Consider the following 16,944-nt stretch of genomic DNA (forward strand, 5'->3'; position numbering starts at 1 on the left):
CCTGCTCGCGATGACTTTGGCACATCCAGCATTAATGTGACTGACTCACCGCCTTCGCGAGCAGGCTCGCGCCTACAGGGATTTACAGCACAAAAAAGGCCTGCAATCGCAGGCCTTTTTTATTTTCCGAATCGTCCTACGGCTTGTGCGCCCGGGCCAGGAATTCGTGGGATTGCATTTCCAGCAGTCGGCTCAAGGTACGCTGGAACTCGAAGTTCAGGCGACCACCTGTGTACAGGTCTTTAAGCTCGACTTCGGCGGAGATGATCAGCTTCACGTTACGGTCGTAGAATTCGTCGACCATGTTGATGAAGCGTCGGGCGATGTCGTCGGTGGTAACGCTCATTTGCTCGACATCGCTGAGCAGCACGGCGTGGAAGATCTTGCCCAACTCGATGTAGTCGTTCTGGCTGCGCGGACCATCGCACAGTTCACGAAAGTTGAACCAGGCCACGTCATCGCAGGTGCGCACGGCACGAATTTCACGGTTCTCGATCATCAGCACATCATTTTCGACCGCCGCCGTGCATTCCGGCGTCAGCGCACGGAAGCTCTTGCGCAGGCTTTCGTTGGCGGCTTCATCGAGTGGATAGTGGAACAGTTCGGCTTGTTCGAGGTGACGCAGACGATAGTCGACGCCGCTGTCGACGTTGACGATCTCGGTATTCTGCTTGATCAGCGCGATGGCCGGCAGGAAGCGCGCGCGTTGCAGGCCGTCCTTGTAGAGGCCGTCCGGCACGATGTTCGACGTCGCGACCAGGGTCACGCCGTTCTTGAACAGTTCTTCCATCAGGGTGCCAAGGATCATGGCGTCGGTGATGTCGGAAACGAAAAATTCATCGAAGCAGATGACCCGGGCTTCGGTGGCAAAACGCTTGGCGATGATGGTCAGCGGGTTTTTCTCACCGCCCAGGGTTTTCATCTCTTCGTGCACGCGCTTCATGAAGCGGTGGAAGTGCGTACGGGTCTTTTCCTTGAAGGGCAGCGCTTCAAAGAAGGTATCCACCAGGTAAGTCTTGCCGCGACCTACGCCGCCCCAGAAATACAGGCCCTTGACCGGGGTCTGATCCTTCTTGCCAAACAACTTGCCCAGCAGGCCCGGCTTGTTTTGCTCGGCCGCGACCAGGTCGTCGTACAGGCGCTGCAAATGACGCACGGCAGTTTCCTGTGCGGCGTCATGGAAGAATTCCGGGCGTTTCAGATCAGCTTGATATCGTTCTAGGGGCGTCATAATTCGTTAGCAAGGCAACAAAAACGGGCCGACACTGTAGCGACGGCCCCGAGGAATGGCAATCGGCCCTTGGTCGGGCCGAACCGTTGTTTATTCCTGAACAGGCGTCAGGGCGATGCGCAAAGCCTCGACGGCAGCGTCACGGGCGGCGCTGTCGGCAAACGCCGGGCTGACGGCAACGCACTCGCCTTCCAGCCAGACGCTGAAGCTCAGGTCTTCACTGCGCACGTCCAGATCCTGGCCCGACTGCAGTTGCTTGGTCACCTGCCCCGCGGTTTTACCGTCGGCGAAGTTGCGCGACAGCAGCAGTTGTTCGCCATCGGCCGCCAGCAGACGGAAGCGGAAACTGCCGTCGTCTTCACGGAAGCTGACAAAACGTGCAGCCTTCACGGCTTTCTTCTTGGTGGTCGCCGCCACTTGGGTCTGGGCAACGAACGAGCGCAGGCCCACCGCCTCACGCAGTTCGTTGAGGAATGGCGTCGCCACCGCACGGGCTTTTTTCGCGCCGTGTTGCAGGATGTCTTCCAGATCCGCCGGGCGCTCGATCAGCTGGTTATAACGCTCGCGGGATTCGCCCAGTTCGTTGTCGAGCAACTGGAACAGACGATTCTTCGCCTCGCCCCAACCCAGGCCCTGCGACAGTTCGCTACGGAACTCGTCGGCCTGCGCCGCAGTGGCGAACGCCTGGAACAAGGTGAACAGGTGCGAATTGTCCGGATCCTTGGCTTCGCCCGGCGCGCGGGAGTCGGTGACGATCCGCGAAATCGCGTCCTTCATCTCTTTGGGGCTGGAGAACAGCGGGATGGTGTTGTCGTAGCTCTTCGACATCTTGCGGCCATCCAGGCCCGGCAACGTGGCGACGCTCTCTTCGATCAACGCCTCGGGCATGGTGAAGAACTCCTTGCCCTGGCCAAACAGGTGGTTGAAGCGCTGGCCGATGTCCCGCGCCATTTCCACGTGCTGGATCTGGTCACGACCGACCGGCACCTTGTGCGCGTTGAACATCAGGATGTCCGCGGCCATCAGCACCGGGTAGCTGTACAGGCCCATGGTGATGCCGGCGTCCGGGTCTTCACCGGTCTCGACGTTCTTGTCCACCGAAGCCTTGTAGGCGTGGGCGCGATTGAGCAGGCCCTTGGCGGCAACGCAGGTCAGCAGCCAGGTCAGTTCGGGGATTTCCGGGATGTCGGACTGGCGATAGAAGGTCACGCGGTCCACATCCAGGCCACCGGCCAGCCAGGTCGCGGCGATTTCCAGTCGCGAGCGCTGGATGCGCAGCGGGTCATCGCACTTGATCAGGGCGTGGTAGTCGGCCAGGAAGTAGAACGAATCGGCATTGCTGTCACGGCTGGCGACGATCGCCGGGCGGATGGCGCCGGCGTAGTTGCCCAGGTGCGGCGTGCCGGTGGTGGTGATGCCGGTGAGGATACGGGTACGAGTCGTCATGGGTAATCGCTTGTCAGACTGCAATCAATTCGAGAGACGCGGCAGGATCAGATCCTTGAGATCGGTCAGCTTGCCATGAAAAAAGTGTCCGCATTCTGCCACTTTCAGCAGCTCATGGGGGCGTTCGAGCTTGTCGGACCATTCGTAAACCAACTGCGGATCGATCACTTCGTCGGTTTCCGGCTGGATCAGGGTCAGTTCGCCCTGTTGCGGCAGCTGATCCTGATCGCCGAGGCGCATGACCGCCGGCGCGACCATGAACAGGTGCTTGAGCTGTTCGCCCTTCGCTTCCAGACGTCCACCGAGACTTGCTGCAACAAATCCGCCGAAGGAGAAACCGAACAGGGTCAGTGGCAACTCCGGGTGTTTGGCCCTGAACCAATCAGCCACAGCCTGGGCATCATCGACTTCGCCGGTGCCCATGTCGTGGGTGCCTTCGCTGGCGCCGACACCACGGTAGTTGAAACGCAGGGTGATCAAACCGGCATCACGCGCAGTGCGCTGCAGGGTCGAGACTACTTTGTTGAGCATTGTGCCGCCCTGCACCGGGTTCGGATGGCAGATCAGTGCCAGGCCGCGAGGCTGCTCGTTGTCCAGGTACAGTGCTTCCAGTTGACCCACCGGGCCATCAATCACTACAGGGGTTTCACGCATAAGCAAGGAAGGAACTCCGTGACCTCGGATCAGGTCGACTCGTCTAGCAAATTGTCTGTGGCTGTCTATTGCGAGTGAATCGCGGTATACAGCGCAGGTTCGAGCCGTTAACGTAAAGCAAAGCCGTTTATAGAGGAAGGACTCGTGGAACACTCGCTCTTAGTTTGGTTGTTACCGACTCTTGCCCTGGTTGTGGGTGTCGCCATTGGGTTCCTGATCGCTCGCGTTGCACCGAACGCCGCGCCCAGCCGCACGCAGCGTCAGCTGGACGATATTCAGGAACGTTTCGACAGTTATCAGAACGAGGTGGTGACCCACTTCAACAGCACCGCGACACTGGTCAAGAAACTGACTCAGAGCTATCAGGAAGTGCAGGACCATCTCGCCGAGGGCGCCAACCGCCTGGCCCTGGACGAACAGACCCGCCAACGCCTGCTGGCCTCCCTGCACGCCGATGCGACGCAGGCACCCCGTGAGCGCCTGACGCCACCGCGCGATCAGGAGCCGCCGCGCGACTACGCACCGAAAGCCCCGAACTCGCCGGGCATGCTTGATGAGCATTATGGCCTGAAGAAGTAAGCAGGTTTCGCGCGATACAAAAAGCCCCCGGACGTGATTGCCCGGGGGCTTTTTTGTTTTTGACGACTCAATTGAGGCAGGTAGGAGCTGTCGAGTGCAACGAGGCTGCGATCCTTTGATTCTAAGAAGCAAGATCAAAAGATCGCAGCCTGCGGCAGCTCCTACAGGTGACCGTTATGGCGGGGGTTAGCCAAGCACCTCACTGGCCACCTGATCAATCGCATCCTTGGTGATACCAACAATCAGCTCCGCTTCAGCCTCCGTCAGTACCAGCGGCGGGGCAAAGCCGAGAATATCGCCATGGGGCATCGCCCGGGCGATCATGCCGCGTTCCAGGCAGGCCGCCGAGACTTTCGGGCCGACCTTCAGTGCCGCATCGAACGGTGTGCGTTGTTCGCGATCAGCCATGAACTCAACCGCTGCGAGCATCCCGTCGCCGCGCACCTCGCCCACCAGTGGATGCCCTTCCAGGGTTTCACGCAGCCGACGATTGAGATAGCCGCCGACCTTCTCGGCATTGGCCGTGAGGTTTTCCCGCTCCAGGATATCGAGGTTGGCCAGCGCCGCAGCAGCACAGATCGGGTGTCCGGAATAAGTCCAGCCATGGCCCATGGCACCTTGGGATTCGGAGGCCTTTTCGATGACATCCCAAACCTTTTCGCCGACGATCACTGCCGACAATGGTGCATAGGCACTGGTCAGGCCTTTGGCGGTGGTAATCAGGTCCGGGCGCATGCCGTAGCGTTGGCTGCCCATCTTCGAGCCGAGGCGACCAAAAGCGCAGACCACTTCGTCGGCGATCAGCAACACATCGTATTTATTCAGCACGGCTTGAATCGCAGCCCAGTAACCCGCTGGCGGCACGATGATGCCGCCCGTCCCCATCAACGGCTCGCCAATAAACGCCGCCACGGTGTCGGGGCCTTCGGCGAGGATCATTTTCTCCAACTCGTCGGCGCAGTAGCGCACGAACGCGGCCTCATCCATGCCGGTCGGCGCCTTGCGGTACCAGTGGGGGCACACAGTGTGCTTGATGCCTTCGGCCGGCAGGTCGAAATGTTGATGGAAACTTGGCAGGCCGGTCAGGCTACCGGTCATGATGCCCGAGCCGTGATAACCGCGATCGCGGGAGATGATTTTCTTTTTCTGTGGACGACCCAGTACGTTGTTGTAGTAGCGAACCAGTTTGATCTGGGTTTCGTTGGCGTCGGAGCCTGAGAGGCCGTAGTAGACCTTCTTCATGCCTTGCGGCGCCCAGTCGATTATGCGGCTCGATAGCTCGATGATCGCTTCGGTCGAATGCCCCATGTAGGTATGGTAATAAGCCAGTTCCTTGGCCTGCTTATAGATGGCATCGGCGACTTCGGTGCGTCCATAGCCGATGTTCACGCAGTACAGGCCAGCGAAGGCGTCGATGAATTCGCGGCCTTCGTGGTCGCGAATGCGGATGCCCGATGCGCCCTTGATGATGCGCCCCTTGAGTGCCCCGCTGGCGTGGTCATGGGCATGGGTCGAAGGGTGCATGAAATGCGCACGGTCTTGCTCGAACAGGGTATCGAATTCTTGGCTCATGGTAGATCTCCTCAGAACTGGCCTTGATGGTGCAGGCAGAAGTATTTGGTTTCGACAAAGGCTTCGAAGCCCTCGGTGCCGCCTTCACGGCCCAGCCCCGAGGCCTTCATGCCACCGAACGGGATCGGATGGCCGGTGAACTTGACGCCGTTGACCGCGACCATCGCGTGGTCGAGACGACGAATCAGCGGGTAGATCAGGTCCAGGCGATTGGAACAAATGTAGGTGGCCAGACCGTATTCGGTGTCGTTGGCCATTTCGACGGCATGATCGAGGCTGTCGAACGGCATCACCCCGGCAATCGGCGCGAAGTTCTCTTCGCGGTAGATGCGCATTTGCGGCGTGACGTCGGCCAGCACCGTCGGCTGATAGAACAGACCGCCGAGCGCATGGGCTTCGCCCCCCACCAGTCGTTGCGCCCCTTGTTGCAAGGCATCGGCCACACGCTCGGCGGTGACATCGAAGGCGGCCTGATGCATCAACGGGCCGATATCGACGTTCTGCTCACGATCGCCCAGCATTGCCGGGCCGACCCGCAGTTCACGCACCGCCGAAGCAAAACCCTTGAGAAATTCCGGGTAGATCGAACGGTCGACCATGATGCGGTTGGCCGCGCAGCAATCCTGGCCGGAGGTCTGAAACTTGGCGGCGACCGCGACCTTTACCGCCAGCCCGAGATCGGCATCGGCGCAGACAATGAACGGTGCGTTGCCACCCAGTTCCAGCGAGACCTTCTTCACATCCGCAGCCGCCGCTTGCAGCACCAACTTACCCACGCGGGTCGAGCCGGTGAAACTCACCGAGCGCACGCGACTGTCCTGCACCAGGGTTTGCATGGCCATTTGCGGCTCGCCCAGCACCACGTTGAACACGCCGGCCGGGAAACCCGCTTCCTCCGCCAGTTGCGCCAGGGCAAACGCCGAGTACGGTGTTTCATGGGCGGGCTTGATCACCACGGTACAACCGGCCGCCAAGGCGGCCGCCGCTTTGCGGGTGATCATGGCCGAGGGGAAATTCCACGGGGTCAGCAGCGCACAGACACCCACCGGTTCCTTGAGCGTGCCCAGGTGCGCACCGGGTATGTGGCTGGGAATGTTCTGCCCGTAAAGGCGCCGCGCCTCCTCGGCGAACCAGGGAATGAAGCTGGCCGCATAGGCGATTTCACCGCGGGACTCGGCCAGGGACTTGCCCTGCTCCAGGCTGAGAATCCTCGCCAGGTCTTCCTGATGCTCAAGAATCAGTGCCGCCCAGCGTCGCAGAATCAACCCGCGTGCCTCCAGGCTTTGTTCGCGCCAGCCGGTAAACGCGCGGTGGGCGGCATCGATGGCCGCGACAATTTGCGGCTGATCGAGCATCGGCACATGGCCGATGAGTTTTTGATCGGCCGGGTTATGCACGGCGATACTGTGACCGCTGTCGCTGTGGACCCAATGGCCATCAACGTAGCAAAGTGCCTTGAACAGCAGTGGATGTTTGTAGGTCATGGCGTTCACTCCAATCCGTGTGCGTGGAACCATGCTAGGGCAGCAAGACCTCGGGGATTTGGCGTTTGAACGGGGTGCGGCAGGTGGTTTTTTCTGATTGAGCGGGGGTAAATCGGGGATTTTTGCGGTGTGAATACTGCTCACGATGGTGGGACATCAGTCAGTGCAGGGTTGAATGCAAGGATGCTATCGCGAGCAGGCTCGCTCCCACAGGGAATAGCGGTGTTTTCAAAGCTCCTGCGCCACTTCAGCGGGCAAGGCGCCGCCGGTCTTGATGGTCTTGGTGACGATGTAGGTGAAGTAGCGTTCGATGCCCAGGTCGTCGAGCAACAACTGGTCGATGAAGCGCTGGTAATGGTCAATGTCCGGTGCCTGGATCATCGCCATGTAATCGACGCCACCACCGGTGGCGTAACAGAAAGCCACTTCGGCAGCCTCGTTCATGCGCTGTTCGAAACGCCGCATGTCCTGCGCGGTGTGTCGGGCCAAGGTGATTTCCACCAGCACCTGTTGGCTTTTGAACACCGCGTTCCAGTCGATCTGTGCCCGGTAGCCCTTGATCAAGCCCAGGCTTTCGAGTTTGCGCACCCGCTCCCACGCAGGTGTTACCGACAGGTTGATCGCCTCGGCCAGGCTCGATTTGGTGATACGCCCGTCTTCAGCGAGGATTCTCAGGATTTTCAGGTCATAGCGATCGAGTTTGTGCATGGGTGACGATCTCGTGAATATTTAGGAGACCCTGTGGGAGCGGACTTGCTCGCTCCCACAGGGATTGATGTCAGGTCAACACATCCGCGATCACTGCCACAGTGTCACCACACCGCACCAGTCCCGGAAAATGCCGCGCCGCCAGCAGACCGCTGCGAGCCGCACGGTATTCCATCGGGGCAACGCCGCTGCGGGTGACATCGTAGACACGGGCAATCACTTCACCTTGCTCCACGCTGTCCCCCAGATCACGGCACATTTCCAGCAGACCGTCGTGCTCGCTGGCGATGAAGCAATCGCCGTCGGGCATGTCGAGCATGATCGACGGTGCGAGCCGCACCTCACCGCCAAGGATCCCGGCATGCACCAGCAGATTGCGCACCCCACGCTCGGCAATCGCCACGCTGCGCGCCGTGGAAGAGCCACCGCCGCCCAGTTCGGTGGTGACGAAGACTTTGCCCTGGCGTTCAGCGGCGGTGTCGTACATCGCCCCGGCGTCGAGTTCCAGCATGCGCATGCTGTACGGCGCATTGAAGGCACGCATCCCGGCCTCGCATTGCGCCTGCTGCTGTTTATCCGGCAGCACATGACAAGCAGCGAACGGCAGGAAATCCAGGGTGCGACCGCCGGAGTGAATATCCAGCACGATGTCGGCCAATGGCAGCAAGGTACCCGTGAAGTAATCGGCGATTTTCTCAGTCACCGTGCCGTCCGGTTTGCCGGGAAAACTGCGATTGAGATTGCCCTTGTCGATCGGAGACGTGCGCCGTCCGGCATGGAACGCCGGGGTGTTCATGAACGGTACGATGATTACCCGCCCACTGACCTCGTCGGCGCTCAGCCCCTGGGCCAGTTTGCTCAGCGCTACCGGCCCTTCGTATTCGTCGCCATGGTTGCCACCGGTGAGCAGCGCGGTCGGCCCCTCACCGCGTTGAATCACCGTAAGCGGAATCATCACCGCCCCCCAGGCCGAGTCGTCCCGGGAATACGGCAGTTTGAGAAAACCGTGCTGCACGCCTTCACGGGTGAAATCCACCGTGGCGCTGATCGGGTTGTCCGGCAATTCGCTCATGGTTCAATCCTTCACGAACAGTTGGCGTGGCACGTTGCACAGGGTTTCGACGCCGGTTTCGGTGATCAGAATGCTCTCGGTGATCTCCAGCCCCCAATCGTCCATCCACAGGCCCGGCATGAAGTGGAAGGTCATGCCCGGTTGCAACACGCTGGTGTCGCCGGGACGCAGGCTCATGGTGCGCTCGCCCCAATCCGGTGGATAACTGATGCCGATCGGGTAGCCGCAACGGCTGTCCTTGTGGATGCCGAATTTCTCCAGCACCTTGAAGAACGCCACCGCGATGTCGCCGGTGGTGTTGCCCGGTTTGGCCGCTTCAAGCCCGGCGGCGATGCCTTCGACCACGGCTTTTTCACCGTCGAGAAAATGCTGCGGCGGCTTGCCCAGGTAAATGGTGCGCGACAACGGGCAGTGGTAACGCTTGTAGCAACCGGCGATTTCAAAGAAGGTGCCGGCGCCCTTTTCGAACGGCGTATCGTCCCAGGTCAGGTGCGGCGCGCTGGCATCGGCACCGGTCGGCAACAGAGGCACGATGGCCGGGTAATCACCGCCATGACCGTCGGCGCCGAGGATGCCGCTGCTATAGATCTCGGCCACCAACTCATTCTTGCGCATGCCCGGTTCGATCCGTTCGAGGATGCGCCCGTGCATCTTTTCGACGATGCGCGCGGCGATGCGCATGTAGGCGATTTCCTGCGGCGACTTGATCGCCCGCTGCCAGTTCACCAGGCCGACCGCGTCCACCAGAGTGGCGTTCGGCAGGTTGTTTTTCAGCGACAGGTAAGCGGCGGCGCTGAAGTAATAGTTGTCCATTTCCACGCCGATGATCAGCGCGTCCCAACCGCGGGCGCTGATGACTTCCCGCGACAGGTAATCCATCGGGTGCCGCTCCCGGGACTGCACGTAGATGTCCGGATAACCGACGATATTTTCCTGCTGCATGAACACCGTGCGCCTGGCGCCGTTGGCATCCTGCCCGCGACCGAACCACACGGGCTCGCCGTCGAGCGCCAGCAGCACGCATTGATGGACGTAAAACGACCAACCGTCATAGCCGGTCAGCCAGGCCATGTTCGACGGATCGGTGACCAGCAACAGCTCGATGCCCTGCGTCTGCATGGCCGCTCGAACCTTGGCCAGACGTTGGGCATATTCCCCCCGTTCGAACGGGAGATTGACGACTATCTGAGACATGCACCTGCCCTCTGATAAATGACACGCGGATGAAAAAACCGGTTAACTGCCGAACTGAAACCCCTTGCCTGCCGAACGCGCGCGCTCGAATGCCAGGTTGGCCATGGCCGTGTCCTGGGCACCGGTGCCGGTGAGGTCGCACAGGGTGATTTGCTTTTCATCTGTGCGACCGGGACGCTGCCCGGCCAGCACCTGCCCCAACTCTGCGAAGTCGGTCTCATCGCTGACGACGCCAGCTACAAGGGCGTGATGCAATTCGCCGAGGATGCGGGTCTGGCTCAAGCGATCCGCCACGTAGCAATGGACCTGTGCCAGCGCACTGGGGGCAATTTCGTTTTTGTGCTCGGCATCCGAACCCATGGCCGTGATGTGCAGGCCGGGCTGCAAATGCCGCGCGTCAATCAACGGCTCACGGCTCGGCGTGCAGGTGATGGCGATGTCCACGCCATCCATGGCCTCGTCGATACTTGCGCACGGCCTGACCGCCAGCCCGCTGTCACGCGCCAGCTCGACACTGAAGGCTTCGGCTTTGGCGCAGTCCCGGGCCCAAACCCGTACGCTGTCGATCTGCCGTACCAGCCGCAAGGCCTGAAGTTGCAACGCCGCCTGCTCGCCGGCGCCGATCAGCGCCACACTGCGGCTGTCGACCCGCGACAATGCTCGCGCGGCCACCGCACCGGCCGCGGCCGTGCGCACGGCCGTCAGGTAGCCGTTATCCAGCAGCAAGGCATCGAGCAAACCGGTGCGTGCCGACAGCAGCATCATCATGCCGTTGAGGCTTGGCAGGCCCAGTTTCGGGTTGTCGAAAAATCCCGGGCTGACCTTGATCGCGAAGCGCTCCAATCCGGGCAGATACGCCGTCTTCACGTCCACTTCGCCATTATGCTCGGGGATGTCCAGACGCAGGATCGGCGGCATGGCCACGGCGGCGGTGGCCAGCAGCACAAAGGCTTGCTCGATGGCTTCGATACTCGGCAGATCAAGGGCCACGCAGGCTCGCAGATCCGCTTCGCTCAACAGGGTGATTTCACTCATCAACGCGGCACTCCAGTCTGATTTTTGATTGAGCTCACGCATCCGCACCAGCCAGCACACGCAGATGCTGATCGACGTCGACATTGCGACCGCTGACCACCACCACGATCGGTCCACGCGGTTCGATCAAGCCATCAAGCAAAGCGCCAATCCCCACCGCCGCCGCGCCTTCGAGCACCAGGCGCTCTTCGCGATAGGCATGGCGCAAGGCATGGGCAATGGAGGCTTCGCTGAGCAGATGCAGGTGGTCACAGGTGTCGCGGGTCATGTTGAAGGTGTAACGGTTATCCAGGCCGATGCCGCCGCCGAGGGAATCGGCGAGGGTCGGCAGCTCTTCGACTTCCACTGGACGTCCGGCGGCCAGGCTGGCATGCATGGCCGCACCGCGCTGCATGCTGATGCCATGAGTGACGATCTGCGCATTGGCGCTTTTGAGTGCCAGCGCCACGCCGGCAAACAGACCGCCGCCGGACAACGGCACCAGCACTTGGGCGACATCCGGCAGTTGTTCAAGGATCTCCAGCCCCAGCGTGCCCTGCCCGGCGATGATCGCCGGATGATCGAACGGCGGCAGCAGCATCGCGCCATGTTCATAGGCAATCCGCTCGGCCTCACGCTGGGCATCATCCTGGGACTGGCCGACGATGCGGACTTCGGCGCCAAGATCGCGAATGGCCTGCACCTTGTTGCCCGGCACCAGATGCGACAGGCAAATCGTCGCCTTCACGCCTTGCCGGGACGCGGCATGGGCCAGCGCCCGCCCATGATTGCCGGTCGACGCGGCGACGACGCCACACGCCTTTTGCTCGGCATTGAGTTGTGCCACGGCATTGCTCGCGCCGCGCAACTTGAAGCTGCCGGTGATTTGCTGGGATTCGAGCTTGAGGTAAACCGGTACGCCCAATTGCCGGGACAGGCTGGGCGAATGCTCCATGGGCGTGCACCGGACCAGCGATTGAATACGTTGGCGGGCGAGGTAGATATCGTTTAGCAGCAGCACTGACATGACCGCGTCCCAAGTGAGGTGTTGGGCGCAGTCTAAAAGGGCTGGATTGTCGCAATGAATGTACTAGGGCAATTTAATCGACTAACTTTCTGGCACCGATCGCCCGCTCAAAAATCATGGATCTGCGGGTACTGACCGAAGATTTCACGCATGCCCATCAGCGCATCGCGCATTTCCTCGTCGCTGCATTCGGCACCGACACACACCCGGACTGCCCGGGGCCTGGGCGTGCCACGCACCGTAAACGGGTCGGGCGAAGTGACCGCAATGTGCTTGTGGCGCAGCGCCCGCACCAGGCTGTCGACTTCCCAATGAGGGGGAATGCCGATCCAGGCATTCAATGCATAGGGATGCTGGCCGAGCAGGTACTCGTCCAGGTACTCGCTGACCATCGCCTGCCGACCGGACAAGAGTCTGCGTTGCAAATCCACCAGGGTGTCGGCGCGCCCATCGCGAATCCAGCGCGTGGCAATCTCCGCGACCATGGGCGTTGCCATCCAACTGTTGACCCGCAAAATACTTTCGGTACGCAACGCCAGCCGCTTTGGCATCACCAGATATCCGACGCGCAAACCGGTGAGCACCGATTTGGTCATGCTGGTGCAATAGAACGACAATTCCGGCAAATAGTGGCTGATCGGCGGCGCCCGGCGCTCGTCCAGCAGAGGGCCGTACACATCGTCTTCGATAATGTGCACGCCAAAACGCCTGGCGATCTCGGCAATTTCCCGTCGACGGCTGTCCGGCATCAGGCTGGTGGTCGGGTTGTTCAGGTTTGGCGTACAGACCAGCGCGGTGATGCGCTCGTTGCTGCACATGTCCTCGAAATGCTCGGGGTCGATGCCATGCCGGTCCATCTCCAGACCCTTGAGGGTAAACCCGAGCACCTGGGAATTACCGATGACGCCGTGGTCGGTCAACCCTTCGCAAAGCACCACATCATCCGGGCCGGCAAGGGATGCCAAGGCCAGAAAAATGGCGTGGGCAGCACCGTTGGTGATCAGGATGTCGTCGCGCTCGACCCGCAGGCCTTGCCGCGCGATCCAGTGCATCGCCGCCTCACGGTGCGACTCGAAACCGGCAATCGGGCGAAACGCATGAATCCAGGGCTGATCCTCTTCGGTGCTGAGTTCGCGACAGGTTTCGCGCCAGAACTGGTCATGCTCACGGGTGTGCATGATCCGTGTGATGGAAAAATCCACCAGCGCCCGTTCGGGGCTGTCGAGAATATAAGTGGCTACCCGATCGCTCATTCTTCGCGAGACAAAACTGCCGCGCCCGACCTCGCACCGCACCAGGCCCTGGCGCTCGAGCTCCTTGTAGGCATTGGTGACGGTTTGCACACTGATGCCCATGGCATCGGCGACATTACGTTGCGGTGGCAACCGCTGATCATTGGCCAGCACACCCTGCTCGATATCGTCGGCAATCGCCTGGACCAGGATCTTGTATTTCGACTCGCCGCTGCGGGCGATTTCCAGTGCTGCCTTCCACTTGTCCATCGGCGCCGAACCCACGTGTTTGCCAGTGCCGACAGCATCCCGCGAGAATCCATGCAAAGCAATTGTCCTAGTGCAATGCAATCCTGCGCAGTGCTTTTGTATGCTCGGTACAAGGTCGATGCCCAGGCTGCTGAACCAGCCACCAACAACAATCAATCGATCTGTACCGGAACTGTCTCCCCGCGCTTCGGCTCAACAGGTGGACCAGCCCTCGTACGCTTTGCTCTTGTCACACTGCCTCCTACCACAGAGCCGTCAAAGACGGGTCCACAAGAAACAGGAGATTTTATCGATGAGCAATTCCATTTCCCGCACTCCCCATGTCTTGCGCCACCTGTTCGTCGCTTGCGCGATATTCGGCCTGGCCACCAGCGCCTACGCCACAACGCTGGAAACCATCACCAAGAACAGCAGCATCCGCATCGGTTATGCGAACGAAACCCCGTTCGCCTTCACTGAAACCGACGGCAGGGTCACCGGTGAATCACCGGAAATCGCCAAGGTCATCTTCGAAAAAATGGGCATCAAGCAAGTCGACGGTGTGCTGACCGAATGGGGCTCGTTGATCCCCGGCCTGCGCGCCGGACGTTTCGACGTGATTGCCGCGGGCATGTACATCACCCCCGAGCGCTGCAAGCAGGTCATCTTCACCGACCCGCAGTACCAGTTGCCCGACGCACTCCTGACCGCCAAAGGCAATCCGAAGAATCTGCACAGCTATGAAGACATCGCCAAAAACCCGGATGTGAAACTGGCGATCATGGCCGGCACGGTCAACCTGAAATACGCGCGGGATTCTGGCGTGAAGGATGCGCAGATCCTCCAGGTACCGGACACCACCGCGCAGTTGCAAGCCGTGCGCGCCGGGCGTGCCGATGCGGCCGTCGGCACCCAGCTGACCATGAAAGGCCTGGCCAGCAAAGGTGGTGACAAGGTCGAAGCGGTCACCGAGTTCAAGGATGACCCTTCGCACACCGGTTATGGCGCCCTCGCCTTCCGCCCGGAAGACAAAGACCTGCGTGACGCCGTCAATGCCGAACTGAAAAAGTGGCTGGGCTCCGAAGAACATCTCAAGACGGTTGCCCCTTTCGGCTTCGACAAATCCAACGTGACAAGCAAAACGGCTGCCGAGCTCTGCGCTCAATAGTCGAAACGGGCATGGCGCCCTGGCGCGATGCCTATTTCCCTGCTGACTCCGGATGTTGAACCACGCAGGTGTGAACAATGGGTGAATTACTTCCGCTTTTGATACAAGGCGCCTGGGTGACGCTCCAGGTGACCTTCTTCGGCTCGCTGCTGGCGATCGTCGCCGCCATTCTGGCAGCACTCGGGCGCATGTCGCCGTGGCGAGCGGTGAGTTGGTTTTCCGTCGCCTACATTGAAGTGTTCCGCGGCACGTCGTTGCTGGTGCAATTGTTCTGGCTGTTTTTCGTCTTGCCGCTGCCACCGTTCAATCTCGAACTGAGCCCCTACAGCGTGGCCATTGTCGGCCTCGGCTTGCACATCGGTGCTTACGGCGCGGAGGTGATGCGTGGTGCGATCAGCTCCGTTGCCAAAGGGCAGTACGAAGCGGCGACTGCATTGAACTTCAGCGGCTACAAGCGCTTTCGGCGAATCATTTTGCCCCAGGCGTTGCTGGCGGCCATTCCACCGGGCACCAACCTGTTGATCGAATTGCTGAAAAATACTTCGCTGGTCTCGCTGATCACCCTGTCGGACCTCAGCTTCCGGGCCCGGCAACTGGATCAGGCCACTTTCCAGACCCTGGAAATATTCAGCCTGGCGCTGGTGATGTACTTCGTTCTGGCTCAAGCGATCAACCTCGGCATGCGCAGCGTTGAGCGACGCTTGGCTCGCGGCCGGATGCGTGGAGGTCTGTCATGACCCTGTTCGACTGGACATATGCCTGGCAGATCCTGCCCGATTTGCTCCGGGCATCGCTGAACACCGTGGGCATTACCCTGCTCGGTTTCCTGATCGCCATTGTGCTGGGATTGTTTCTGGCCATCGGCCGACGCAGTCGCCTGCTCTGGTTATCGTGGCCGACCGCCGGGGTGATCGAATTCATTCGCAGCACGCCGCTGCTGATCCAGGTGTATTTCCTCTACTACGTGCTGCCCAATTACGGCGTGAGCATGACGGCCATGCAGGTGGGGGTGATCGGCATCGGCGTGCATTATGCCTGCTACATCGCCGAGGTTTACCGCGGTGGCCTCGACGCCGTGCCACGGGCGCAGTGGGAGGCCGTTACGGCGCTGAACATCGCGCCGTACAGCGCCTACCGCAACATCATCCTGCCCCAGGCCCTGCGGCCGATCCTGCCGCCACTGGGCAACTACCTGGTGGCCATGCTCAAGGACACGCCGGTGCTGTCGGCCATCACCGTGGTCGAGATCATGCAGCAAGCCAAGAACATTGGTTCCGAGAACTTCCGTTATCTGGAGCCGATCACCATGGTCGGTCTGTTTTTCCTCGCCCTGAGCATCGCCTTGGCTTATCTGGTACGGCGCCTTGAACTGCGTCTGGAGCTACGCTAATGACTTCTCCCATCTCGACCTCCAACGACCTTTCCCGGTGCGGCAACCTGACATCGCTGCGTCCGCAAGAGGCCCATGCCATGCCTGAATCGAAACCGCTCAAGCCGATTGTCAGCTTTCAGGACGTCACCAAGAGCTACGGCAACTTCACCGTGCTCGACCACTTGAACCTGGATGTCACTCCAGGCGAAAAAGTCGCGATCATCGGCCCCAGCGGCTCGGGGAAATCCACGCTACTGAGAGTGTTGATGACGCTTGAGGGCATTGATGACGGACTGATCCGCATCGAGGATGATTTGTTGACGCACATGCCCAATCGCAACGGCGTGCTGGTGCCTGCCAACGACAGGCATATCCGTCGCGTTCGCGGCAAGATCGGCATGGTGTTCCAGAGCTTCAACCTGTTTCCGCACATGACGGCCTTGCAAAACGTCATTGAGGCGCCAGTGCAAGTGCTGGGCATGAAGCCGGCCGAAGCACGCGAACGAGCAGCGGACCTTTTGGAACTGGTGGGTCTGGGCAGCAAGCTGGGGCATTACCCTTCGCAGCTGTCCGGTGGGCAGCAACAACGGGTTGCCATTGCCCGGGCGTTGGCCATGCGCCCCAAAGTCATGCTCTTTGACGAAGTGACCTCTGCGCTTGATCCGGAACTGTGCGGCGAAGTGCTCAACGTCATCCGCAAGCTCGGCGCCGAACACAACCTGACCATGCTGATGGTCACGCACCAGATGGGGTTTGCCCGGGAGTTCGCCGATCGTGTGTGTTTTTTCTACAAGGGTCAGATTCACGAGCAGGGCACACCGGCGCAGATTTTCGAACATCCACAGCAGGAGCGGACCTGCGCGTTTCTCAGCGCAGTGAAAGAAGCCAACTAAAAAACAATGTGGGAGCGGCACCGCCGCTCCCACAGTTTTGTTTTGCGGT

The 16,944-nt window shown here is 60.5% G+C and carries 16 protein-coding genes; 5 read left to right on the forward strand and 11 right to left on the reverse strand.

The annotated features are described in order from the left end of the window. Window positions 1-136: 136 nt before the first annotated feature. The 3 genes from zapE to AB4O40_RS12550 all read right to left on the reverse strand — a co-directional run bounded on the left by zapE (window position 137) and on the right by AB4O40_RS12550 (window position 3,331). Complete coding sequence (zapE, locus tag AB4O40_RS12540) at window positions 137-1,231, reverse strand: cell division protein ZapE (RefSeq protein WP_056726236.1); 1,095 nt, start codon at window positions 1,229-1,231, stop codon at window positions 137-139. A 90-nt stretch (window positions 1,232-1,321) separates the two neighbouring features. Then, entirely contained in the window at window positions 1,322-2,677 is a 1,356-nt protein-coding gene (locus AB4O40_RS12545; protein ID WP_460054320.1) for a tryptophan--tRNA ligase, read from the reverse strand. Window positions 2,678-2,701: 24 nt separating this feature from the next. After that, window positions 2,702-3,331, reverse strand: coding sequence for an alpha/beta hydrolase (locus AB4O40_RS12550; protein WP_414914563.1), 630 nt, complete (start codon window positions 3,329-3,331; stop codon window positions 2,702-2,704). Window positions 3,332-3,475: 144 nt separating this feature from the next. On the opposite strand from AB4O40_RS12550, the gene AB4O40_RS12555 reads away from it, so the two are divergent. Further along, a complete protein-coding gene (locus tag AB4O40_RS12555) occupies window positions 3,476-3,910 on the forward strand; it encodes a Z-ring associated ZapG family protein (RefSeq protein ID WP_056726239.1) in 435 nt (144 codons plus the stop codon). 186 nt (window positions 3,911-4,096) lie between these two features. On the opposite strand, the gene AB4O40_RS12560 is transcribed toward AB4O40_RS12555, so the two are convergent. The 8 genes from AB4O40_RS12560 to ehuR all read right to left on the reverse strand — a co-directional run bounded on the left by AB4O40_RS12560 (window position 4,097) and on the right by ehuR (window position 13,483). Further along, window positions 4,097-5,482 (reverse strand): aspartate aminotransferase family protein, encoded by a 1,386-nt coding sequence (locus tag AB4O40_RS12560; RefSeq protein WP_414914562.1) that lies wholly within the window; start codon window positions 5,480-5,482, stop codon window positions 4,097-4,099. 11 nt (window positions 5,483-5,493) lie between these two features. Then, window positions 5,494-6,966: an NAD-dependent succinate-semialdehyde dehydrogenase gene (locus AB4O40_RS12565; RefSeq protein WP_460054316.1), complete on the reverse strand. Its 1,473-nt coding sequence runs from the start codon at window positions 6,964-6,966 to the stop codon at window positions 5,494-5,496. 228 nt (window positions 6,967-7,194) lie between these two features. After that, the gene (locus AB4O40_RS12570) at window positions 7,195-7,674 is read right to left on the reverse strand and encodes an Lrp/AsnC family transcriptional regulator (RefSeq protein WP_095059942.1); all 480 of its coding nucleotides are present in this window, start codon (window positions 7,672-7,674) and stop codon (window positions 7,195-7,197) included. A gap of 70 nt (window positions 7,675-7,744) precedes the next feature. Beyond that, window positions 7,745-8,746, reverse strand: coding sequence for a N(2)-acetyl-L-2,4-diaminobutanoate deacetylase DoeB (gene doeB / locus AB4O40_RS12575; protein WP_414914560.1), 1,002 nt, complete (start codon window positions 8,744-8,746; stop codon window positions 7,745-7,747). 3 nt (window positions 8,747-8,749) lie between these two features. Continuing rightward, on the reverse strand, window positions 8,750-9,940 hold the full coding sequence (gene doeA / locus AB4O40_RS12580) for an ectoine hydrolase DoeA (RefSeq protein ID WP_414914559.1): 1,191 nt from the start codon (window positions 9,938-9,940) through the stop codon (window positions 8,750-8,752). Window positions 9,941-9,982: 42 nt separating this feature from the next. Continuing rightward, on the reverse strand, window positions 9,983-10,975 hold the full coding sequence (eutC, locus tag AB4O40_RS12585) for an ectoine utilization protein EutC (RefSeq protein WP_460054311.1): 993 nt from the start codon (window positions 10,973-10,975) through the stop codon (window positions 9,983-9,985). A gap of 34 nt (window positions 10,976-11,009) precedes the next feature. After that, complete coding sequence (gene eutB / locus AB4O40_RS12590; RefSeq protein ID WP_414914557.1) at window positions 11,010-11,981, reverse strand: hydroxyectoine utilization dehydratase EutB; 972 nt, start codon at window positions 11,979-11,981, stop codon at window positions 11,010-11,012. 107 nt (window positions 11,982-12,088) lie between these two features. Continuing rightward, window positions 12,089-13,483, reverse strand: a complete 1,395-nt coding sequence (gene ehuR, locus AB4O40_RS12595; protein WP_414914556.1) for a MocR-like ectoine utilization transcription factor EhuR — start codon at window positions 13,481-13,483, stop codon at window positions 12,089-12,091. A 292-nt stretch (window positions 13,484-13,775) separates the two neighbouring features. Between ehuR and ehuB the strand changes: the two genes are divergently transcribed. The 4 genes from ehuB to ehuA all read left to right on the forward strand — a co-directional run bounded on the left by ehuB (window position 13,776) and on the right by ehuA (window position 16,895). Continuing rightward, window positions 13,776-14,630 carry an ectoine/hydroxyectoine ABC transporter substrate-binding protein EhuB gene (gene ehuB / locus AB4O40_RS12600; protein WP_460054307.1) on the forward strand — a complete coding sequence of 285 codons (855 nt, stop codon included), beginning with the start codon at window positions 13,776-13,778 and terminating at the stop codon, window positions 14,628-14,630. 77 nt (window positions 14,631-14,707) lie between these two features. Continuing rightward, window positions 14,708-15,367 carry an ectoine/hydroxyectoine ABC transporter permease subunit EhuC gene (gene ehuC / locus AB4O40_RS12605; protein WP_414914554.1) on the forward strand — a complete coding sequence of 220 codons (660 nt, stop codon included), beginning with the start codon at window positions 14,708-14,710 and terminating at the stop codon, window positions 15,365-15,367. Next, the gene (ehuD, locus tag AB4O40_RS12610; RefSeq protein ID WP_414914553.1) at window positions 15,364-16,020 is read left to right on the forward strand and encodes an ectoine/hydroxyectoine ABC transporter permease subunit EhuD; all 657 of its coding nucleotides are present in this window, start codon (window positions 15,364-15,366) and stop codon (window positions 16,018-16,020) included. Before ehuC ends, ehuD begins: the two co-directional genes overlap by 4 nt. A gap of 80 nt (window positions 16,021-16,100) precedes the next feature. Next, window positions 16,101-16,895 (forward strand): ectoine/hydroxyectoine ABC transporter ATP-binding protein EhuA, encoded by a 795-nt coding sequence (ehuA, locus tag AB4O40_RS12615; RefSeq protein ID WP_414914653.1) that lies wholly within the window; start codon window positions 16,101-16,103, stop codon window positions 16,893-16,895. The last annotated feature ends 49 nt before the right edge of the window (window positions 16,896-16,944 follow it).

The sequence above is a fragment of the Pseudomonas sp. S2_F07 genome, from assembly GCF_054668325.1.